Origin of the sequence: Streptococcus oralis, assembly GCF_964238205.1 — a bacterium.
Lineage (GTDB): Bacteria > Bacillota > Bacilli > Lactobacillales > Streptococcaceae > Streptococcus > Streptococcus oralis_CZ.
In genome coordinates this window covers 1-21,533 of sequence record NZ_CAXSLF010000003.1, presented here as the reverse complement: position 1 = coordinate 21,533, position 21,533 = coordinate 1, and the positions used below count along the sequence as shown (strand labels likewise).

General features: G+C 39.2%; 22 protein-coding genes and 1 pseudogene. 18 read left to right on the top strand and 5 right to left on the bottom strand.

Annotated elements, in window-relative coordinates; genetic code table 11:
* Positions 1 to 933: a glycosyltransferase family 2 protein gene (locus tag ACESOD_RS05275; RefSeq protein WP_373094408.1), complete on the top strand. Its 933-nt coding sequence runs from the start codon at positions 1 to 3 to the stop codon at positions 931 to 933.
* A 102-nt stretch (positions 934 to 1,035) separates the two neighbouring features.
* Here ACESOD_RS05275 and ACESOD_RS05270 read toward each other — a convergent pair.
* Positions 1,036 to 1,231 (bottom strand): annotated as a pseudogene (locus ACESOD_RS05270) (ferredoxin).
* A 45-nt stretch (positions 1,232 to 1,276) separates the two neighbouring features.
* Here ACESOD_RS05270 and ACESOD_RS05265 point away from each other — a divergent pair.
* The 6 genes from ACESOD_RS05265 (at position 1,277) to pdxT (ending at position 5,144) form a co-directional block, all read left to right on the top strand.
* Positions 1,277 to 1,765 carry an SAG1386/EF1546 family surface-associated protein gene (locus ACESOD_RS05265; RefSeq protein WP_000410178.1) on the top strand — a complete coding sequence of 163 codons (489 nt, stop codon included), beginning with the start codon at positions 1,277 to 1,279 and terminating at the stop codon, positions 1,763 to 1,765.
* A gap of 8 nt (positions 1,766 to 1,773) precedes the next feature.
* Positions 1,774 to 2,445 carry a (d)CMP kinase gene (gene cmk, locus ACESOD_RS05260; RefSeq protein WP_045762908.1) on the top strand — a complete coding sequence of 224 codons (672 nt, stop codon included), beginning with the start codon at positions 1,774 to 1,776 and terminating at the stop codon, positions 2,443 to 2,445.
* A 139-nt stretch (positions 2,446 to 2,584) separates the two neighbouring features.
* Positions 2,585 to 2,923 carry a zinc ribbon domain-containing protein YjdM gene (locus ACESOD_RS05255; RefSeq protein ID WP_045762909.1) on the top strand — a complete coding sequence of 113 codons (339 nt, stop codon included), beginning with the start codon at positions 2,585 to 2,587 and terminating at the stop codon, positions 2,921 to 2,923.
* 2 nt (positions 2,924 to 2,925) lie between these two features.
* Positions 2,926 to 3,558 (top strand): Pr6Pr family membrane protein, encoded by a 633-nt coding sequence (locus ACESOD_RS05250; RefSeq protein WP_373094407.1) that lies wholly within the window; start codon positions 2,926 to 2,928, stop codon positions 3,556 to 3,558.
* A 137-nt stretch (positions 3,559 to 3,695) separates the two neighbouring features.
* Positions 3,696 to 4,571, top strand: a complete 876-nt coding sequence (gene pdxS / locus ACESOD_RS05245) for a pyridoxal 5'-phosphate synthase lyase subunit PdxS (protein WP_223339211.1) — start codon at positions 3,696 to 3,698, stop codon at positions 4,569 to 4,571.
* Complete coding sequence (pdxT, locus tag ACESOD_RS05240) at positions 4,572 to 5,144, top strand: pyridoxal 5'-phosphate synthase glutaminase subunit PdxT (RefSeq protein ID WP_373094406.1); 573 nt, start codon at positions 4,572 to 4,574, stop codon at positions 5,142 to 5,144.
* A 29-nt stretch (positions 5,145 to 5,173) separates the two neighbouring features.
* Here pdxT and trhA read toward each other — a convergent pair whose 3' ends face one another.
* Together trhA and ACESOD_RS05230 are read right to left on the bottom strand one after the other, a co-directional pair.
* Positions 5,174 to 5,821, bottom strand: coding sequence for a PAQR family membrane homeostasis protein TrhA (gene trhA / locus ACESOD_RS05235; RefSeq protein WP_061863265.1), 648 nt, complete (start codon positions 5,819 to 5,821; stop codon positions 5,174 to 5,176).
* A complete protein-coding gene (locus ACESOD_RS05230) occupies positions 5,811 to 6,266 on the bottom strand; it encodes a DUF1836 domain-containing protein (RefSeq protein ID WP_373094405.1) in 456 nt (151 codons plus the stop codon). Before ACESOD_RS05230 ends, trhA begins: the two co-directional genes overlap by 11 nt.
* Positions 6,267 to 6,400: 134 nt before the next feature.
* Between ACESOD_RS05230 and ACESOD_RS05225 the strand changes: the two genes are divergently transcribed.
* The 7 genes from ACESOD_RS05225 to trxB all read left to right on the top strand — a co-directional run bounded on the left by ACESOD_RS05225 (position 6,401) and on the right by trxB (position 10,755).
* Positions 6,401 to 6,904 carry a GNAT family N-acetyltransferase gene (locus ACESOD_RS05225; RefSeq protein ID WP_373094404.1) on the top strand — a complete coding sequence of 168 codons (504 nt, stop codon included), beginning with the start codon at positions 6,401 to 6,403 and terminating at the stop codon, positions 6,902 to 6,904.
* Positions 6,894 to 7,406 carry a methylated-DNA--[protein]-cysteine S-methyltransferase gene (locus ACESOD_RS05220; RefSeq protein WP_373094403.1) on the top strand — a complete coding sequence of 171 codons (513 nt, stop codon included), beginning with the start codon at positions 6,894 to 6,896 and terminating at the stop codon, positions 7,404 to 7,406. Before ACESOD_RS05225 ends, ACESOD_RS05220 begins: the two co-directional genes overlap by 11 nt.
* A gap of 11 nt (positions 7,407 to 7,417) precedes the next feature.
* A complete protein-coding gene (locus ACESOD_RS05215; RefSeq protein WP_373094402.1) occupies positions 7,418 to 7,774 on the top strand; it encodes a Spx/MgsR family RNA polymerase-binding regulatory protein in 357 nt (118 codons plus the stop codon).
* Positions 7,775 to 7,930: 156 nt separating this feature from the next.
* Positions 7,931 to 8,731, top strand: a complete 801-nt coding sequence (locus ACESOD_RS05210; protein ID WP_049508615.1) for an amino acid ABC transporter permease — start codon at positions 7,931 to 7,933, stop codon at positions 8,729 to 8,731.
* A complete protein-coding gene (locus tag ACESOD_RS05205) occupies positions 8,731 to 9,474 on the top strand; it encodes an amino acid ABC transporter ATP-binding protein (protein WP_045762917.1) in 744 nt (247 codons plus the stop codon). Before ACESOD_RS05210 ends, ACESOD_RS05205 begins: the two co-directional genes overlap by 1 nt.
* Before the next feature lie 79 nt (positions 9,475 to 9,553).
* The gene (locus ACESOD_RS05200) at positions 9,554 to 9,778 is read left to right on the top strand and encodes a DUF4059 family protein (RefSeq protein WP_000960970.1); all 225 of its coding nucleotides are present in this window, start codon (positions 9,554 to 9,556) and stop codon (positions 9,776 to 9,778) included.
* A gap of 65 nt (positions 9,779 to 9,843) precedes the next feature.
* The gene (trxB, locus tag ACESOD_RS05195; protein ID WP_373094401.1) at positions 9,844 to 10,755 is read left to right on the top strand and encodes a thioredoxin-disulfide reductase; all 912 of its coding nucleotides are present in this window, start codon (positions 9,844 to 9,846) and stop codon (positions 10,753 to 10,755) included.
* A 179-nt stretch (positions 10,756 to 10,934) separates the two neighbouring features.
* Here trxB and rlmB read toward each other — a convergent pair whose 3' ends face one another.
* Complete coding sequence (gene rlmB / locus ACESOD_RS05190) at positions 10,935 to 11,663, bottom strand: 23S rRNA (guanosine(2251)-2'-O)-methyltransferase RlmB (RefSeq protein WP_373094400.1); 729 nt, start codon at positions 11,661 to 11,663, stop codon at positions 10,935 to 10,937.
* Positions 11,664 to 11,707: 44 nt separating this feature from the next.
* A complete protein-coding gene (gene def, locus ACESOD_RS05185) occupies positions 11,708 to 12,319 on the bottom strand; it encodes a peptide deformylase (protein ID WP_001272935.1) in 612 nt (203 codons plus the stop codon).
* Positions 12,320 to 12,479: 160 nt separating this feature from the next.
* Here def and ACESOD_RS05180 point away from each other — a divergent pair, with 160 nt between their 5' ends.
* The 4 genes from ACESOD_RS05180 to ACESOD_RS05165 all read left to right on the top strand — a co-directional run.
* Positions 12,480 to 13,799, top strand: a complete 1,320-nt coding sequence (locus tag ACESOD_RS05180) for a CapA family protein (protein WP_373094399.1) — start codon at positions 12,480 to 12,482, stop codon at positions 13,797 to 13,799.
* 24 nt (positions 13,800 to 13,823) lie between these two features.
* Complete coding sequence (locus ACESOD_RS05175; RefSeq protein WP_373094398.1) at positions 13,824 to 14,651, top strand: HAD family hydrolase; 828 nt, start codon at positions 13,824 to 13,826, stop codon at positions 14,649 to 14,651.
* A gap of 1 nt (position 14,652) precedes the next feature.
* Positions 14,653 to 15,288 (top strand): SGNH/GDSL hydrolase family protein, encoded by a 636-nt coding sequence (locus ACESOD_RS05170; protein WP_373094397.1) that lies wholly within the window; start codon positions 14,653 to 14,655, stop codon positions 15,286 to 15,288.
* Between the two features lie 412 nt (positions 15,289 to 15,700).
* Positions 15,701 to 21,533, top strand: a 5,833-nt coding sequence (locus ACESOD_RS05165) for a Spy0128 family protein (protein ID WP_373094396.1), incomplete at its 3' end; no start/stop codon positions are given.

Genomic DNA, 21,533 nt, shown 5'->3' with positions numbered 1-21,533 from the left:
ATGATGATTTCAATCATAGTCCCATGTTTAAACGAAGAGGAAGTACTTCCTCTTTTTTATCAAACTCTTGAAGCACTGATCCCAGATTTGGAAACAGAAATCGAATACATTTTTGTAGATGATGGTTCGATTGATAAGACTTTGGACGTTCTAAAGGTTTATCGAGAGAAAAATCCTGCAGTACATTATATCTCTTTCTCGCGAAATTTTGGGAAGGAAGCGGCCATATATGCAGGTTTACAACAAGCAAGTGGAGACTTGGTGGTGGTTATGGATGCAGACCTTCAGGATCCACCAAGCCTCTTGCTTGAGATGAAAGAACTACTAGATCAGAATCCAGACTTGGATTGTGTTGGAACTCGGAGAACTAGTCGAGAGGGTGAACCCTTTTTACGTAGTTTCTGCGCCAATCTTTTTTATCGTTTTATGCAAAAAATTAGCCCAGTAGCTCTTCCATCGGGTGTCCGTGATTTTCGAATGATGAGAAGAACAGTTGTGGATGCAGTGTTGGAATTGACAGAATACAATCGCTTTTCCAAAGGGCTCTTTGCTTGGGTTGGTTTTCGCACTCACTATCTAGAATACCCTAATGTTGAAAGGCGGGCAGGTAAGACTAGTTGGAGCTTTAGACAACTCTTTTTCTACTCTATTGAAGGGATTGTGAATTTTTCAGATTTTCCTTTGATATTAGCTTTTGTTGCTGGTCTTTCATCATGTTTTCTGGCTTTGGTGATGACACTGTTTGTAGTTGTCCGTACTCTCTTACTTGGCAATCCAACTTCTGGTTGGACCTCTCTGATGGCTGTCATTCTATTTCTTGGTGGTGTCCAATTATTGACGATTGGGATTCTCGGAAAATATATCAGTAAAATTTATCTGGAAACGAAAAAAAGACCCCTCTATCTGATAAAAGAACAGAGTGAGTCAAGATAAGATTTGCTAAAAATAAGTCCTTCAAAAGACTATAATTTTCTGGAAAAATATGCTAAACTAGAGGAAGTGGTATTTGGAAATCGAATCACCACTGATGACAAATTAATCTTTGATGAGCGCGCGAGTAGGACACTGTTTTACAGCTTCCAGTAGCTCTTCACTAGCTGGGACGTCTCTCTAGTTGATTAGGATCATCATAGAAACGCACTATACCATTATCATGGTAATCAAATAAATCAGAATAGGTTTGGCATAGCCCGCAGGCAATGCATCGTTCAGGTATAAGTGTGATTTTCATATTTATATTGTAATAAGAAATTAGAAAAAAAACAAGGAGTAAGGTATGGAAAAGGAACCGTGGCAAGAAGATATTTACGATATCGAGGAAAGTCGTTCGGAACGCAGAAGCAGAGGAAATAAGGAATCAGGAGTAGGAGCTAATCGTATTTTAACGATTTTGGCTTGTATTTTCTTTGTTATCGTTGTCGGTATGATTGCTATTCTAATCTACCTGTCATCCGGTGGAAGTGATCGTACGGCAGCCTTGAAAGATTTTCATGATTCTTCTGCGCCTAAGGTAGAGGAAGTTTCTTCAACATCATCAAGTAGTTCAGTTGAAGCATCAAGTTCTGAAGCAGAATCAACTTCTTCAAGTAGTTCAGAGGAACACACAAATGCTGAGGGAACCATTACTGTCCTTGCAGGTGAAGGTGAGGCAGCTATTGCAGCTAGAGCAGGCATTTCTATTGCCCAGCTTGAAGCCTTGAACCCTGGTCATATGTCTTCAGGAACTTGGTTTGCAAATCCTGGTGATGTCCTTAAGACAAGATAGGAGTTAGAATGAAAACAATTCAGATCGCTATTGATGGTCCAGCTTCAAGTGGTAAGAGTACAGTAGCAAAGATTATCGCTAAGGACTTTGGCTATACTTATCTGGATACAGGTGCCATGTATCGTGCTGCGACTTACATTGCTTTAAACAACCAAGTAAGCCCAGAAGAGTCATCTCGACTTCTTGAATTATTGGAACAATATCCGATTAGTTTTGGTCGTGCCGAAACAGGAGAACAGCTTGTTTTTGTTGGAGACGTTGATGTTACCAATCCAATACGAGAAAATGAAGTAACTAATGCTGTATCTGCTTTTGCAGCCATTCCAGCTATTCGTGAAAAATTGGTAGCCCTCCAGCAAGAAATTGCCCAACAAGGCGGAATCGTCATGGATGGTCGAGATATTGGTACAGTGGTCTTGCCTAAGGCTGAATTGAAGATTTTTCTTGTTGCTTCAGTAGATGAACGTGCAGAACGACGTTATAAGGAAAATCTTTCAAAGGGGATCGAAACAGATTTGGAAACTTTGAAAGAAGAGATTGCTGCGCGTGATTATAAAGATAGTCATCGTGAAACTTCGCCTCTTAAGCAGGCAGATGATGCAATCTATCTGGACACGACAGGACTAAGTATTTTAGAAGTTGTCGAAAAAATTAAATCAGAAGCAGTCAAACATTTTTAATTTGAAATTTTAACCGATTGACCACGATAGTGGTGAGTCGGTTTTTTAGCAATTTGTCAAATTTTTAATTTTAAGGTATAATAGTCTTTGTTAACGAAAATTTGACAATCAAACCATCATGAAAATAGAAGGAGATAAAATGAACAATCTACCAAATTGCCCAAAATGTAATTCAGAATATGTCTATGAAGACGGAGCCTTGCTAGTCTGCCCAGAGTGTGCTTATGAATGGAATCCTGCTGAGCAAGCTGAGGTTGAAGAAGGCCTTGTTGCTATCGATGCTAATGGAAATAAATTGGCTGATGGAGACACAGTAACCCTAATCAAAGACCTCAAAGTAAAAGGCGCACCAAAAGACCTTAAGCAAGGAACTCGTGTTAAAAACATCCGTATTGTTGAGGGGGACCACAACATCGATTGTAAGATTGATGGTTTTGGTGCTATGAAATTGAAATCAGAATTTGTTAAAAAGATTTAATCATGACTGCTTGGAATAAACTTATTTTTTTCAGTCGGACTCTCTTGTTTTTCGCAGCATTTACAGGGGTATATCTGGAAATTACCAAACGTGGTGGTTTAGGGATGTTGCTTTACTATACAGTCCTTTCCAACCTTTTGGTTGTCATCTTTACAGGTTATCTTTTGTTAAAGATGCGTAGTGGCGGTGATAGTTGGCAGAGTCCTGGTATTCTACGTCTCAAAGGTGGCGTTACCATGAGTATCATGATCACCTGCGTCATCTATCATTTCATGCTAGCTCCCTTGACGACAGATTTTTACCGTTTGGAAAATTTCCTTTGTCATTATATCGTACCTCTCTGGTTTTTAGCAGATACAATTATTTTTGATAAGAGTCGTCAATATAAGTGGTTTGATCCCATGCTTTGGACCAGCCTTCCTTTGTTTTATATGATTTTTGCCATCTTAAACGGTTTTGTTCTAAAGATGGATGTCCCTAACGCTAAGGATAGTCCCTTCCCTTATTTCTTTTTGAATGCTACCAAACATGGTTGGGGCTTTGTCTTTAGATGGGCAGCTACTATCTTTGTTGCCTATATGGTTTCAGGATATCTGTTTTATCTTGTTAAAAACATTAAAAAATCTAAGAAATAAGAGTACCTTATATGGGTACTTTTTTGATGATTGATATAATTGTACCCGGACAAATCAATTTTTTTTATCTTGTACTTGAGTCATTTCTACCTTAAAATAAAATTGTAGCTACCAATACAACTATTGAGGATGAGAAAATGACTGAAAATCGTTATGAATTAAATAAAAATTTGGCACAGATGCTTAAGGGTGGCGTCATCATGGATGTTCAAAATCCTGAACAGGCAAGAATTGCAGAGGCTGCAGGTGCGGCAGCTGTTATGGCCTTGGAGCGAATCCCAGCTGATATTCGTGCAGCTGGTGGTGTCTCTCGTATGAGCGATCCAAAGATGATCAAGGAAATCCAAGACGCAGTCAGCATTCCAGTTATGGCCAAGGTTCGAATTGGGCATTTTGTTGAAGCACAGATTTTAGAAGCCATCGAGATTGACTATATCGATGAGAGTGAGGTGCTATCTCCAGCTGACGATCGTTTCCATGTGGATAAGAAAGAATTCCAAGTTCCTTTTGTTTGCGGTGCTAAAGATCTAGGAGAAGCCTTGCGTCGTATCGCTGAAGGAGCATCGATGATCCGTACAAAAGGGGAACCAGGAACAGGAGACATTGTTCAGGCGGTTCGTCATATGCGTATGATGAATCAAGAAATTCGTCGCATTCAAAACCTCCGTGAGGACGAGTTATATGTCGCAGCAAAAGAACTCCAAGTACCTGTAGAATTAGTTCAATACGTTCACGAACATGGAAAACTACCAGTCGTGAACTTCGCAGCAGGCGGTGTAGCAACACCTGCAGATGCTGCTCTTATGATGCAGCTAGGTGCAGAAGGTGTGTTTGTTGGCTCAGGGATTTTCAAATCAGGTGATCCTGTTAAACGTGCGGCAGCAATTGTCAAGGCAGTTACCAATTATCAGAATCCTCAAATTTTAGCTCAAATCTCAGAAGATTTGGGAGAAGCCATGGTTGGTATCAATGAGAATGAAATCCAAATTCTCATGGCTGAGCGAGGAAAATAGATGAAAATTGGAATATTGGCCTTGCAAGGCGCCTTTGTAGAGCATGAGAAAGTCCTTGCCAAACTAGGAGTTGAAAGTATTGAACTGCGAAATCTAGAAGACTTTCAGCAACACCAGAGTGACCTTTCGGGGTTAATCTTGCCAGGGGGAGAGTCTACAACTATGGGGAAACTGTTGCGAGATCAGCAGATGCTAATTCCTATAAGAGAGGCTATTCTCAATGGTTTACCAGTCTTTGGAACTTGTGCGGGTTTAATTTTGCTAGCAAAACAAATCACTTCTCAAGAGGAAAGCCATCTAGCGACTATGGACATAGTAGTAGAGCGCAATGCCTATGGACGTCAGCTAGGAAGCTTTTATACAGAAGCAGACTGCAAGGGCGTTGGTAAAATTCCAATGACCTTTATCCGTGGCCCTATTATCAGTAGTGTTGGTGACAGTGTTGATGTTCTAGCGATTGTGAACAATCAAATCGTTGCTGCTCAAGAAAAGAATATGCTAGTGACCTCCTTTCATCCGGAATTGACAAATGATCTTCGCTTGCATCAATATTTTATCAATATGTGCAAATAAAAATAGGTCGGGATTTTCCCGGCCTATTTTTACATGTAATAAACAATGGCGATGTATTGGAGAGCTGAAGCTGCCAGAATGAAGAGATGCCAGATCATGTGGAAGTAAGGTTTCTTCTTAGCATAAAAACCAGCACCAACTGTATAGCAAAGCCCACCTGATACCATAAGAGTCCAAAAGATTGGATTTGTTTGACTGATGATTGCTGGTAGGATAGCCACAACTAGCCAACCCATGATTAAGTAGAGAATTAGACTAAATTTTTCATTGACTTTTTTGGCAAAAATTTTATAAAGAATACCAAAAATAGTTGTTCCCCACTGAATGGCGATAATCAGATAACCAAACCAGTTATTCATCAAGGTCAAAACGACAGGAGTATAAGAACCTGCAATCGCAACATAAATCATGGAATGGTCGATAATGCGCAAGACATACTTATGAGTGGAACCATAAGCCATAGAATGATAAATAGTCGATGAAAGAAACATAAGAAAGAGGCTGATGACGAAGATGGACACACCGACAGACGATAAAAATCCATGAGCTTCATAACTATAAGTCGATGAGATAGGGAGCAAAATCAGCATGATAAGTGCTCCTACAGCATGGGTGACACTGTTTGCTATTTCTTCTCCAAAACTAAGGCGCTTGCTCAGTTTAAAACTAGTATTCATTTGTTTCCTCCTCTTGGGTTTCTGTATAGACTAGTGCAAGTGTTTGATGATAAAGTTTGACCGTTTGACAGCTTGCTTGAATGATTGGATTAGCTGGATCAATATCTTTATTCATATAGTCCACAAAAGCATTGTAAAGTTCTTGTGAGTTAGTCTCTGTGTGTAGGGTATTCAGGGTTTGAGCAATTTCCTGGATTGAAAAAACAGACTTGAGCGTTGTGATAGCAATCAATCGGGCGATTTGTTTGCGTTGGTATTTTTTCTTTTCAGGTTTGCTGATATAGCCGTGTTTGACATAGTTGTTCACCATTGATGCAGTTAAACCTTTCTCTTTAGCAAGAGAAATAGGGGAACAAACTTTATTCACATAAAGTAGGACCTGGTCCAAATAGAGATCAATGTTTGGAATTTTGTCCCATTCTGGGTAGGAAAAAGTAGATTTCATTTCCAACTCCTGTTTATCTAGTTTTAATAACTAGATTATAAAATAATAGAAATCAAAAGTCAAGTTTTAACTGCTTGTAGAAAGCCTTAAATTATGCTATGATGAGAGAAACTAGTCAGAAAAGAGGAGATAAGATGGAAATTCGTTTAGCCTTTCCAAACGAAGTAGATGCAATTATGCAAGTGATTGAGGAAGCTAAAAAATGCTTGGCGGAAGCTGGTAGCACTCAGTGGCAAAATGGTTATCCAAATACTGATACGATTATCGAAGATATTATCTCAGGTCAGGCTTATGTAGCCCTGGAAGAAGGAGAGCTCTTAGCTTATGCAGCAGTAACCAAGAGTCCAGAAAAAGCCTATGAAGCCATTTATGATGGAAGCTGGGAAGGAAGAGAGTCAGAGTATCTAGTTTTTCACCGTATTGCTGTCGCTAGTGATGTGCAAGGACAAGGTGTTGCCCAGACCTTCTTGGAAGGCTTGATTGAAGGCTTTGATTACCTGGATTTTCGTTCAGATACGCACGCTAAAAACAAAGCCATGCAACATATTTTTGAGAAGCTAGGTTTTAAACAAGTTGGTAAAGTTCCAGTAGATGGGGAACGTTTGGCCTATCAAAAATTAAAATCAAATGCAAACTAAGTATGCAAAAATGCTCTATGTCTCTCCCATAGGAGAGCTCTCGCTTGTTGCTGATGACCACTACTTGCTAGGCATTTGGTTTCAAGGTCAGAAACATTTTGAGAGAGGCTTGTCGCTAGGTAATCTAGTTGAGGTGGAAAGTCATCCCATTTTAAATCAGATTGCTAGCTATTTAGATGCTTATTTTAAAGGACAAAATCAAGATTTGTCTCAGTTACCTTTAGCTCCTGTCGGTAGTGATTTCGAAAAAAGAGTCTGGAACTACTTGCGAGGAATTCCTTTTGGTCAGACAGTTACTTATGGACAAATAGCTAAGGACTTGCAGATAGCTTCGGCTCAGGCAATCGGAGGAGCAGTAGGGCGCAATCCCTGGTCTATTCTTGTCCCCTGTCACCGTGTGCTAGGTGCTGGAGGACGTCTGACAGGCTATGCTTGGGGACTTGATAAGAAGGCTTGGCTCTTGAATCATGAAGGTGCAAGTTATCAAGAAAATAAAAAATAGAAAGAGAAAAAATGTTAGAATTTATCGAATATCCAAAATGTACAACTTGTAAAAAAGCCAAAAAAGAGTTAGATCAACTCGGATTAGAGTATAAAGATGTTCATATTGTAGAAGAAACTCCGAGTGAAGAAGTCATTTTAAATTGGCTTGAAACTTCAAAATTTGAGTTGAAGCAATTTTTCAATACTAGTGGTATTAAATACCGTGAACTGGGTTTAAAAGACAAGGTTGGAACTTTATCCAAAAAAGAAGCGGCCAAACTCTTGGCCAGTGATGGTATGTTATTAAAACGTCCTATATTAGTGGAGAATGGTGCTGTGAAGCAGATTGGTTATCGTAAAACCTACGACAACTTGGATTTGAAATAGTTTTTTTCTATCTCCTTGATAGGTAAAATATATAACCTCACGCTTTTAAAGTATGATAAACTAGTAGGTAAACAAAGTCTCTTCTGCTCGTAGCAAATATTTTAAATCTAGGCAGAAGTATGATAGAATGATTCATTATCAGGAGAGGATGTTTCTATGAATGTTACAACAATTTTAGCATCAGATTGGTATCAAAACTTGATGCAGTATATTCCAGACGGCAAACTGTTTAGTTTTCGTTCTGTCTTTGATGGGATTCCAAGAATTGTACAACAATTGCCAACAACATTGATGTTGACAGTATTTGGTGCTTTTTTTGGTATAATCTTGGCCTTGGTTTTTGCTATTGTAAAAATTAATCGCGTTAGAATTCTTTATCCATTACAAGCATTCTTTGTTAGTTTCTTAAAAGGGACACCAATCCTAGTGCAGTTGATGTTGACTTACTATGGAATTCCTCTAGCATTAAAAGCGTTGAATCAACAATGGGGAACTGCTTTTAATATCAATGCGATTCCAGCCGCAGCTTTTGCCATTGTAGCTTTTGCTTTTAACGAAGCAGCTTACGCTAGTGAAACTATCCGTGCCGCTATTCTTTCTGTCAATCCTGGAGAGATTGAAGCCGCTCGTAGTCTTGGAATGACACGTGCACAAGTTTACCGTCGTGTGATTATTCCAAATGCAGCGGTAGTGGCGACTCCAACCTTGATTAACTCCCTAATCGGTTTGACTAAGGGGACTTCCCTAGCCTTTAGTGCGGGTGTTGTAGAAGTCTTTGCCCAAGCTCAGATTTTGGGTGGTGCCGACTATCGTTACTTCGAACGTTTCATCTCAGTTGCCCTTGTATACTGGGTGGTAAATATCGCTATTGAAAATCTTGGCCGCTTTATTGAGAAAAAAATGGCAATCGAAGCACCAGATAATGCGAAAACAGATGTGAAAGGAGACCTTCGCTAATGATTAAGATTTCAAATTTAAGCAAATCCTTTTCTGGTCAAACCGTCTTGGATCATCTGAATTTAGATATTCAAAAAGGGGAAGTAGTAGCTTTGATTGGTTCCTCAGGAGCGGGGAAGTCAACCTTTCTTCGTAGCCTAAATTATCTGGAAACACCTGATAGTGGAAGTATTCAGATTGATGATTTCAAAGTTGACTTTTCTCAAATTACTCAAGATGAAATCTTGACTCTTCGTCGCAAGTTGTCCATGGTGTTCCAACAGTTCAATTTGTTTGAGCGTAGAACGGCCTTAGACAATGTCAAGGAAGGTTTGGTAGTTGTTAAAAAACTTTCCGACGAAGAAGCAACTAAGATTGCCAAAGAAGAGTTGGCTAAGGTTGGTCTTTCAGATCGTCAACAGCACTATCCTCGCCACTTATCAGGTGGACAAAAACAACGGGTAGCTTTGGCGCGTGCTTTAGCCATGAAGCCAGCAATCTTGCTCTTGGATGAACCTACTTCAGCCCTTGACCCAGAATTGGTTGGTGAGGTAGAAAGATCTATCGCTAATGCAGCTAAATCAGGTCAAACCATGATTTTAGTCAGTCACGATATGTCCTTTGTTTCTCAAGTAGCTGATAAGGTTTTGTTCTTGGATAAAGGAAAGATTATTGAGTCTGGAACACCAGATGAGATTATCAATCATCCTAAAGAAGAACGAACAAAAGAATTCTTTGCTAGTTACAAACGAACCTATATTTGATATAATAGAAGATAAGAAAGACTCAGTTGGCTAGGCTAACTGGGTTTGCTCTTTAAAATTAATAGAAATGAGAGAGAGCATGCTAGTTCAGCTATTTGCTTTGTATTTAGAGAGTTTAGTGTTGACAATTCTACTAGTCTTGATTATTTTGGGACTCTGGATTGGACTTAGAGCTCTGTCTGGGGTTGACAAAACTGCTAAAGCACGTCAAGCCCATCTCTACGATATGATTATGATTGGAGTTTTAACAATTCCAGTATTGTCATTTGCAACCATGAGCATTTTGTTGGTTCTCAAGGCTTAATAGTTGTAAAATGGGTTTTAATTCGTTAGAATAAAAATAGTTACAACAAGAAAGAAGGAAAGTGAATGTACGATACGATTATTATCGGTGCAGGGCCTGCTGGGATGACTGCAGCCTTGTACGCAGCACGTAGCAATTTGAAAGTTGCTTTGATTGAAGGTGGACTTCCTGGTGGTCAGATGAATAATACCTCTGACATTGAAAACTATCCAGGTTATGCTAATATCAGTGGTCCTGAATTAGCTGAAAAGATGTTTGAACCTCTTGAAAATCTAGGTGTTGAGCATCTCTATGGCTTCGTTGAAAATGTTGAGGATCATGGTGAGTTTAAAAAAGTCGTAACAGACAACCAGGTTTATGAAGCGCGTACAGTTATCGTGGCGACTGGTTCTAAGCACCGTCTCTTGGGGGTTCCAGGAGAAGAAGAACTCAATAGTCGTGGAGTTTCTTACTGTGCAGTTTGTGATGGAGCCTTTTTCCGCGACCAGGATTTGTTGGTCGTAGGTGGAGGTGACTCCGCGGTTGAAGAGGCTATCTTCTTAACACGGTTTGCAAAATCTGTTACCATTGTTCACCGTCGGGATGAACTACGTGCCCAAAAGGTCTTACAAGATCGTGCTTTTGCCAATGAAAAAATCAACTTCATTTGGGATTCTGTCGTTAAAGAAATCAAGGGTGAAAACCGTGTGGAATCGGTTGTGATTGAAAATGTTAAAACAGGTCAGGTGACAGAACAAGCCTTTGGTGGTGTCTTCATCTATGTTGGTTTAGACCCTGTTAGTGACTTTGTCCAAGAGTTGCAGATTCGCGACCAGGCAGGTTGGATTGTGACAGATGATCACATGAAGACAAATGTTACAGGTGTCTTTGCGGTTGGGGATGTTCGTCAAAAAGACCTTCGCCAAGTTACAACAGCTGTTGGAGATGGCGCTATTGCAGGTCAAGAGGCCTACAAATATATTACCGAACATTATTAAAAAGGCGGTGGGACAGAAATCGATTGACAAAGTCTAGATTTCTGTCCCAGCCCCGCGAGGATGATTAGGAGTTTTTTGGAGTCTAAAAGACGAACAAAAAGTTCAATCAGTTACCGCGTCAAAGTTTGATTGCTAATAAAAAGTGAGGTCAGGATCTTTTGTCCTAACCTCACTTTTTATTAGAGTCGATTTCGAAAAACTTCGTACATGAGAATGGCTGCAGCGACGCCGGCATTGAGGCTCTGTACGTTCCCATTCATTGGAATAGTGATCATTTCGTCCACTTGTTTTTTGATGTTGCTAGAGATACCTTTGCCTTCATTTCCGATGATGAGAGCAATCTTTCCTTTGGTATTCCATTTGTGGCAAGGAGTTCCGTTCATATCAGTTCCAAATGTCCAGAAACCTTCATCCTTAAGTTTGTCCAAGGTTTGGCTAAGATTAGTGACTCGAGCAATAGGAACGTGTTCAATCGCACCTGTTGCTGTTTTTGCTACGACAGGAGTAACACCGACAGCTCGATGTTTGGGAATGATGACACCGGAAACATTAGTTGCATCCGCTGTTCTCAAGATAGAACCAAGATTATGTGGGTCCGTTAAACCATCAAGGATTAGTAGTAGTGGGTTTTCTTCCTGGCGTGTCTTAGCAAGAATCTGCTCAAGTTCAGTGTAGGCAAATTCAGAAACGCGCAAGACAAAACCTTGGTGAACAGCTCCTTCTGTCATCTCAGAAAGTGATTTTTTGGAAGTCCAAGAAATGGATACTTTCTTTTCAGTAGCCAATTCCTTAACTTTTTCCACATTCTTTCCTCGTAAATCTTCCTGAAGGTAGAGTTTGTTTCCAGTATTTGCTAAAAGAGCTTCTGTGACGGCATGAACGCCATAGACAATATCGTTTGTTTTCATATCTTCATTATAACACAAAATCCCGTCTTGCAACGGGATTTTCTTTATTCAAGAATGAGCAGGCCATCTTTAACTTCAAATGGGTCTTTTTCATTGATACGATCATAGAACATAATGCCATTTAAGTGGTCAATTTCATGTTGAACTACAATAGAGTTATAGCCCTTAAGTTTGATGCGGTGCTTTTCTCCATCCTTATCAAAATAGTCAACGGTTACTCGAGCGTGGCGGATAACATAGCCTGGAACGGCACGGTCAACAGACAAGCAACCTTCTCCCTCGCCTAGAGCAGCGTCTTGGACTGAGTGGGATACAATTTTCGGATTGTACATGACAGCCTGTAAATCATAGGCTTCTTGAGGAGTTTCCCCTTCCTCCGTGATATTCGGTACCAGTACGGCGATGATGCGTTTTGAGATATCGAGCTGCGGTGCAGCAAGCCCAACTCCTCCACGTAGACCTAATTTTTCAGCCATAACAGGATCTTGCGAGTGTTTCAAAAATTGCATCATTTTTTCTCCAAGAATGATATCTTGATCACTCAAAGGGAAACTGACCTCCTCGGCAACGGCACGAAGAGTAGGGTTCCCTTCGCGGATAATATCTTTCATATCGATTAAATGAGCAGCTTTGGTAATTCGTTCTATAGCAGACATATTCTTTCCTTTCCTTCTATTACAATTACATGATAACACAAAACAGATGAGAAAGAAAGTCACAGAAGTTGCTAAAAAATAATATAATAAAAGGAAATACCTATTTGTCTGTGGTATAATAGAGTAAGAAAATAGACTTTAAAATCATGGGAGAAAAATGATGGAACAACGTAGTAGAAAAAGAAAAAATGGTCCCGTTTTACAAGCTATTAGACATTCCGTTCGGTTTTTCAGGAACTATAAGCAGTGGAATAATCGCACTTTTATTGTGGTCTTGTTAGCTTCGGTAGCTGTCTCGATGATGCTTACTTTATTAGTGGAAGGAGCTCGAGGGATTTCTTTAAGCAGTAGTGATCCAAGTTCCGCACACCAAGAGTCAAGTTCTCAGGCAAAGAATGCAGAGACGGAACAAGAAACGAGTGCGCGTATCATGGCAAACGGTGATTTGCTCTATCATGACATTATCTACATTTCAGCCAAAAAATCAGACGGCACCTATGATTTCCATGAAAATTTTGAGTATGTAAAACCCTGGCTGAAGCAAGCTGACTTAGTCATTGGTGATTTTGAAGGAACTGTAAATAAAGACCACTATCTTGCAGGATACCCCTTGTTCAATGCACCTGGTGAAGTTATGGATGCTATAAAAGATGCAGGCTATCAAGTGCTAGACTTGGCTCACAATCATATCTTGGATTCTCAGATTGAGGGAGTGGTATCAACTGCGGATGCTATTGAAAAGGCAGGAATGACACCGGTCGGGGTCTATACCCATGAATCACGAGATAAGGCTCCTTTAGTTATCAAGGAAGTTAATGGTATTAAAGTTGCTATTTTAGCTTATTCCTATGGTTTTAACGGCATTGAACAAAGCATTTCACAAGAGGATTATAATCGTTATCTTTCAGACTTAGACGAAGATAAAATGAAGGCTGAAATTGAACGAGCAGAGAAGGAGGCGGATATTACAATTATCATGCCTCAGATGGGAGTTGAGTATCAAATTGAGCCGACTGAGGAGCAAAAGAAACTTTACCATAAAATGATTGATTGGGGAGCAGATATTATCTTTGGTGGTCATCCTCACGTTGTTGAACCAGCTGAAACGGTTGAAAAAGACGGTGATAAAAAGCTTATCATTTACTCTATGGGGAATTTCATCTCAAATCAACGGATTGAAACCATGCAGGATGTGGAAAATGCTAAGTGGACGGAGCGTGGAGTTCTCATGGATGTGACCATTAAGAAGAAATCTGGTAAAACGACTATTGAAACTGCCCAAGCCCATCCAAGCTGGGTGAGTCGTACTCCAAAGGGAGGTTATTCTCCAGAAGGCTACCCACTCTATCTTTACCAAACTTATATCCTGGAAGACTTTATTGAGGGTGGGAAATACCGTAGTCAGTTAGACGAGGCCACCAAGCAACGGATTGATACAGCCTATAAAGAAATGAACGAGCATGTAGGTTTGAAGTGGTAGTGATTCGAATCTCAAGGAGACAAAATGGAAATTAAGATAGTAGCAACGGATATGGATGGTACTTTGTTAGATCCAAGAGGTCAATTAGACCTTCCTCGCTTAGAGAAAATTTTGGATAAGCTGGACCACCGTGGCGTTCGGTTTGTCATTGCGACTGGAAATGAAGTTCATCGTATGAGACAATTACTGGGACATTTAGCAGAAAGAGTCGTTCTGGTAGTTGCTAATGGTGCTCGTATATTCGAAAATGATAAATTGATTCAAGCTCAGACTTGGGACGATGCTATGGTTGATAGAGCTTTAGCTCATTTTAAAGGCAGAGAGTGTCAGGATCAGTTTGTCGTAACTGCTATGAATGGCGGTTTTGTCAAGGAAGGCACTGTCTTTACAGAACTTGATAAATTCATGACTCCGGAGATGATTGAGAAATTCTATCAACGGATGCACTTCGTCGATGAATTTGACTCTAAACTCTTCGGTGGTGTTCTCAAGATGAGTATGGTTATTGGTGAAGAACGATCCGATTCGGTTTTACAGGAAATCAATGACTTATTTGATGGGCATGTGCGAGCTGTCTCTAGTGGATATGGTTGTATTGATATCTTACAAGATGGGATTCATAAGGCTTGGGGCTTAGAAGAATTGCTCAAACGTTGGAACTTAAAACCCGAACAAATCATGGCTTTTGGAGACAGTGAAAATGACATTGAAATGTTAGAGTTGGCAGGTATTTCTTACGCAATGGAAAATGCAGAGGATAGAGTCAAGGAAATTGCGACAGAAGTAGCGCCAGCTAACAGTCAGGCAGGTGTTTACCAAGTTTTAGAAAACTGGCTAGAAGAAGGAGAATAACTTGGCAGTACAACTATTAGAGAACTGGCTCTTGAAAGAGCAGGAGAAAATTCAAACCAAGTATCGTGAACTTAATCAAATCTCGGTAATTGAGCCAGATATCATTTTTATCGGGGATTCTATTATTGAGTATTATCCCTTACAAGAACTACTTGGTACATCAAAGGCAATTGTGAATCGAGGCATTAGAGGCTACCAGACCGGACTTTTACTAGATAACCTTGATGCCCACCTCTATGGTGATGCAGTGGATCAAATTGTGATTTTGATTGGGACAAATGACATTGGAAAAGATATTCCAATGAATGAAGCACTGAATAATCTCGAGAGTGTGATTCAAACCATTTCTCGCGACTACCCACTGTCACAGATAAAGCTAGTTTCCATCTTGCCTGTCAATGAAGGTGACGACTTTAAACAGACAGTTTATATTCGTACCAACGAGAAAATCAAGGCGTGGAACCAAGCCTATCAAGACCTTGCCTCTGCCTATATGCAGGTTGAATTTGTGCCTGTTTTTGAGAACTTACTAGATCAGAAAAGTCAACTCAAGTCAGACTTCACAACAGATGGCCTTCACCTCAGCGTCTCTGGTTACCAGGCTTTATCAAATACTCTAAAAAAATATATTTTCTAGATTGATTCGCTAACGTAAGATAAGTTTAAGAATCATAAATAATAAAAAAATTTTTCTTGTAGTCATAAAAAAGTGATAAACATTCACTGTAGTCTATAAGTTGAATTTTTTGTTTTTATTATAAATTACCTTGAATACTAGAGTCTCTTTGCTATATAAAGTAAAAAGAAGGAATAAGAATAGAGATTTAGATATGTGAATTTAACATTTATAGCTATTAAATATTCTGTATAAATGCATATTATACACTTTACGAATATAGTTTTGGAGTATCGTTATTCTTGCTATAAGTCCTGTAGTATGGTATACTTTTAGCGTTACTGGTAATGTGGGAAGACCATTTTCTTTTTTTAAAAAAGTCAATAAACCTACATATTATTAGTTAAAATGTTAAAAAAGGAGAACTTATCACATGATAAGAAGAGAGCAACAACGATTTTCTTTAAGAAAATACAAAGTTGGTGTCGCATCAGTTTTCTTAGGAACGACCCTTAGCTTCATGATGGCTAATGGTGGTGCTGTAAATGCTGCTGAGATTGTAGCAAAGCAAACTGCTGAGAATACTGAACGAGTCGACAATAACGACAAGGAAAAGTTGAAAGAGCCATCAACGGATGTGACAACTTCAGCTAATTCTGAAACTTCAGAAGTTAAGTCAGAAACATCAACACCTGAAGTTAAGTCTGAAGAAGTAAAATCAGAAGAAGCAAAAGCTGAAAAAACTGAGAAAAAAACATCTGTTAGTCCTGAGGCAAAACCAGAGTCTTCTAAACCAGTAGCAACAACTGTTTCAAAAGCAGAAGAAGTTGTAGTAGCTAAACCTAAGGCAGAAGAAAAGACTGAATCTAAATCAGAGGAAAAATCAGATCCTAAAGCAGAACTTTCAGCTGTAGCTGAGGCAACTAGCCTTGATACAAATGCTAGTGCAACTAATGTTGAAGCAAAACCACTAGTAGATACAGAAACACTAGCTTTGGCAGCTGAAAATACTGTAAATGCAGGTGCATTAGCTACAAATGGTGGTCGTCGCCGTAATCGTCGTGCTGCAACTGACCATAACACAGAAGCAATAGCAACTACAACTACACTTAAAGATGGTGAAACAGCAGATCCAGATATGACAGATCCTGTTGGTGCAACTGTTAAATCACAGGATGTACCTGTTGGATATGAAAGAAAAGAAGGAGATGTTTATACATATAGTATCGTAGATCTTACTAAGTTTAATGAACGTTATGGAACAAAATACTATACTCGTGCTTATAAGAACTTTGATTCTTCTACAGATACAACAGTTGAATTGATTGATAAAATTACTGGCAGTATAGTGGAAACTAAAATAGTTACAGCTACAAGTGGAACTCAAAAATTCGCGACTACTACAACAGCTTCTAGAGGAGAATTAACTTGGCAAGTCGGTTACGACAGAGGAGCCGGTAGTGGACCTGGTAAAACGGATCAGCCATTTATTCAATTGAGTTATGAAGTTGGGAAGAGTATAACTGATTTAGTGGCAGCTGGACACAATCTTACTCCTACAGAAAAAGTTTTATTTGATGAGGTTTATGCTGCTCGTAGATCAAACGACGTTATTAATGCTGTTGAACCAGCGTATAACGGACGTTCCATTACAGAAACGAATGCAAAGATTCCATTAGTAGTTGAAAAAACAACTTATTATCGAGTAGTTGATAAAAACAATCCAACATTTAATGCTAATAAGACTGATAAAAATGTTCAAGATTACGTTGCAAATGGAAATGAAGTTGACTTAGCTAAATACACTCTTAAAGCTATGGAAGGTCAGAAGTTTACAGCATCTGGCGAGCGTAAGTTTGAAGGCTATAAATTGTATCAAACAGCTGATGCAAACGATAAATCTGGTTATGTCAGTCGTCCTTATACTGTTGGGACGAAATTTATGGATGCAGACCGTTATGGTATTAAACGGATTAAAGAAATTGTCGGTGAAGATGGAACAGTTGTTGTCCGTGTTTATCTTCTTGATCCAAAACAACAAAGCAAACGTTCGGATGGTTCATTAAGTACTGATGGCTATATGTTGCTAGCAGAGACTAAACCTATAAAACCAGGTAATTATAATACACAAGACTTAGTCGTTACGAAAACACCACTTCATACAATTGCTTTTACGGATACTAATGGTGTAAACTATCCAAATGGTAAAGAAGTTGAGTTTGGCTTCCAAACAGCTGCAGGTTACACACCGAAGAAAACAGTATTTGTACCATTCTTGGGGGATGGTATCGGTCACTCTTCTGCAAACTCTCAATTGGAACGTGGAGTAGGGGGGATCGGTGTAAACGTAGACTTGCTCAATACATTAGTACCGTATAAACAACCTATCTACTACTATGTTAAAGTGGATCCAGTAACTTATACACCTGAAGTAAGCAAAGTTCTTGATGGTCGTACCTTGAACGACGGTGACTTTAGCTTTACTCTTAAACAAGAAGGTGGTACACACCAAGAAACTGTTACCAACAAAAATGGTAAGGCAACCTTTAGCCAACTAACATTCGAAAAACCAGGTACTTACACTTATAAGATTACAGAAGTTGCTGGTTCGGATACGAATGTTGACTATGATGGTATGGAGGTTACTCTTACAGTTACCGTTACACACAATGCTCAGGATAAACTAGAAGTTGAAGCAATCTATACATCAACAGGTGGTCATGCTGAGAGTGAGAATGACAAGGTCTTCAACAACTATGTTGTAGCTCCAGTTAAGACTAAGTTTGACTTCAGTAAGGCTCTGGCAGGTCGTGAGTTGAAAGCTGGTGAATTCAGCTTCGTATTGAAAGATTCAACTGGTAAGACTCTTCAAACCAAGACAAATACTAAAGAAGGTGTAGTAGCCTTTGATGATTTGACCTTTGACAATACACAAGTTGGTACTCATAAGTACACTGTAGAAGAAGTTCAAGGTTCTGAAGCAGGAATGACTTATGACCCAATGAAAGCTGAAGTAACGATCACTGTTACTAAAGAAGGTCACGTTCTTAAAGCAACAAACACACTTCCTGCAGATACAGAATTCAACAATACCTTCACACCATCTCCTGTTAAAGTAAACCTTGAGTTTGATAAATCACTCTCAAATGGTAACTTGAATGCAGGTGACTTTAGCTTCACTTTGACTGGTGATAACAATGTTAATGAAACTGTAACAAATAAAGCTAATGGTAAGATTAACTTCAGCGAATTGTCATTTGATCAAGTGGGTGTCTACAACTATACTGTTAAAGAAGTTAAAGGCGATAAAGCTGATGTAGACTACGATGCAATGACTATCGCAGTTAAAGTAACTGTAACCAAAGATGCAAGTACTGGTCTTTTGTCAGCTAAAACTGCAATGACCTCTACTGGTGGTGAAGCAACTGGTGAAGATGATAAAGTCTTTAACAACCATGTAGTGGCACCAGTAACAGCTCAATTTGACTTCAGCAAAGCTCTTGCAGGTCGTACACTTAAGGCTGGTGAATTTAGCTTTGTATTGAAAGACAAAGATGGCACTGTTATCCAAACAAAACAAAATGATGCCGCTGGTAAGGTTAAATTTGATGCCTTGACATTTACAAATGCTCAAGTTGGTGATCACAAGTACACTGTAGAAGAAGTTATCCCAGAAACAAAAGAAGCTGGTATGACTTATGACACCATGAAGGCTAACGTGACAGTTACTGTTACCAAATCAGGTCATGCACTTACAGCTGTAGCAACACTTCCAGCAGATAAAGAATTTAACAATACCTTTACCCCAACTGCAACACAAGCTCAATTCAAGTTCACTAAGAAACTTGAAGGTAAAGAGCTTACGAAGGATGCCTTCACATTTGAATTAGTTGAAAATGGCAAAGTCATCCAAACAAAGAAGAATGCGGCTGACGGGACTATCCAATTTGATGCAATTTCATACGATGCAGAAGGTACTCATACCTATACTGTACGTGAAGTAGCTGGAACAGATACAAATATCGACTACGATTCAATGAATGCAGTCGTAACAGTTAATGTAACGAAAGACGCTGCATCTGGTATCTTGACTGCTAATGTTACAATGCCTGCAGATACAGAATTCAACAACTTTGCAGTAGCTCCAGTTAAGACTAAGTTTGACTTCAGTAAGGCTCTTGCAGGTCGTGAGTTAAAAGAAGGTGAATTTACATTTGTATTGAAAGATGCAGATGGTAAGACTCTTCAAACCAAGACCAATACTAAAGCAGGTGTTGTAGCCTTTGATGACTTGACCTTTGACAATACACAAGTTGGTACTCACAAGTACACTGTAGAAGAGGTTATTCCAGAAAACAAAGAAGCAGGAATGACTTATGACCCAATGAAAGCTGAAGTAACAATCACTGTTACTAAAGAAGGTCATGTTCTTAAAGCAACAAACACACTTCCTGCAGATACAGAATTCAACAATACCTTCACACCTGCTGCAACCAATGCTCAATTCAAGTTCACTAAGACACTTGAAGGTAAAGAGCTTACGAAGGATGCCTTCACATTTGAATTAGTTGAAAATGGCAAAGTCATCCAAACTAAGAAAAATGCGGCTGATGGAACTATCCAGTTTGACGCGATTTCTTACGATAACGAAGGATCTCATACATACACTGTACGTGAAGTAGCTGGAACAGATACAAATATCGACTACGATTCAATGAATGCAGTCGTAACAGTTAATGTAACGAAAGACGCTGCATCTGGCCTCCTGAATGCAGCAGTTACAATGCCGGATGATACTGAGTTCAATAACTACCATGTAGCTCCAGTCGTTGCAAGATTTGACTTTACTAAGAAATTAGCAGGTCGTGAACTTAAAGAGGGCGAATTTAGCTTTGTTCTTAAAGATTCAACTGGTCAAACTCTTGAAACAGTAACAAATAAAGCTGACGGAACTGTAACATTCTCTGAATTATCATTTGATAATACTAAAGTTGGAACTCATACTTATACAGTAGAAGAAGTTATCCCATCTACTAAAGAGCTTGGTATGGCTTATGATACTATGAAAGCAACAGTCACAGTTGAAGTTGCTAAGAATGGTCACACCTTGACTACTGTAACAAACGTAACATCAACTGGCGGTGTCAATGCTGATGGAACATCAACAGAAGGAACTGATGATAAAGAATTCAACAACAAGATCACTCCTCCTGAAACACCTGAATTCCAACCTGAAAAATTTGTTCTTAATAAAGAGAAATTTGACATTACAGGAACAAAACTTGTAGACGATGATGATGAATTGACTGATGAGTACACTGCTACAAATGCTAACCCATACGCAGATGGAACTTCAAACAACGAAGCAGAAAACATCAATACTAAGACTGTTGAACGTGGTGATAAACTAGTTTACCAAGTATGGTTGGATACGAAAAACTTCACTGATAAAAATAACATCCAATCTGTTGGAATCTCTGATACCTATGATGCAGAAAAATTAACTGTTAATGCTGCTGATATTAAAGCTTATGACAGTGAAAGTGGAGATGACGTAACTGATAAGTTTGACATCAAGGTTGAAAATGGTGTCATTACAGCAACATCTAAGACTTCTGTAAACAAATCATTGGGTGATGCGGATAATACACAAGTTATCGATACAACTAAATTTGCATTTGGTCGCTACTATAAATTCGATATTCCAGCGACAGTTAAAGCTGACGTTGCAGGTGGAGTGGACATCGAAAATAAAGCCAACCAGATTGTTCATGTTTATAATCCAGTAAATAAATCTGTTGAAAAACCAGAAAAACCAACTCAAAAACGTGTAAACAGCGTACCGATTGAAGTATCCTTCAACTTCACTAAGAAACTTGAAGGTCGTGAATTGAAAGCGAACGAATTCAGCTTCGTTCTTAAAGATTCAACAGGTAAAGTTGTTGAAACTGTAACGAACGATGCATCTGGAAACGTTAAGTTCAAAGCTCTTAAATTCAAGAAGGGTGAAGAAGGTATTCACAACTATACTGTTGAAGAGGTAGCTGGAACAGACGCAACCGTTACCTACGATACTATGCAAGCAAATGTAACCATCACAGTTTCACACGATGGTACAGCTAAAGCTCTTGTGGCAAATCTTGGAGATATTGCAGATAAAGAGTTCAACAATACAGTAACTCCTCCAACAGAACCTAAGTTCCAACCAGAGAAATACGTTGTTTCTGAAGAGAAATTCGATATCACAGGCGACAAGCTCGTTGACG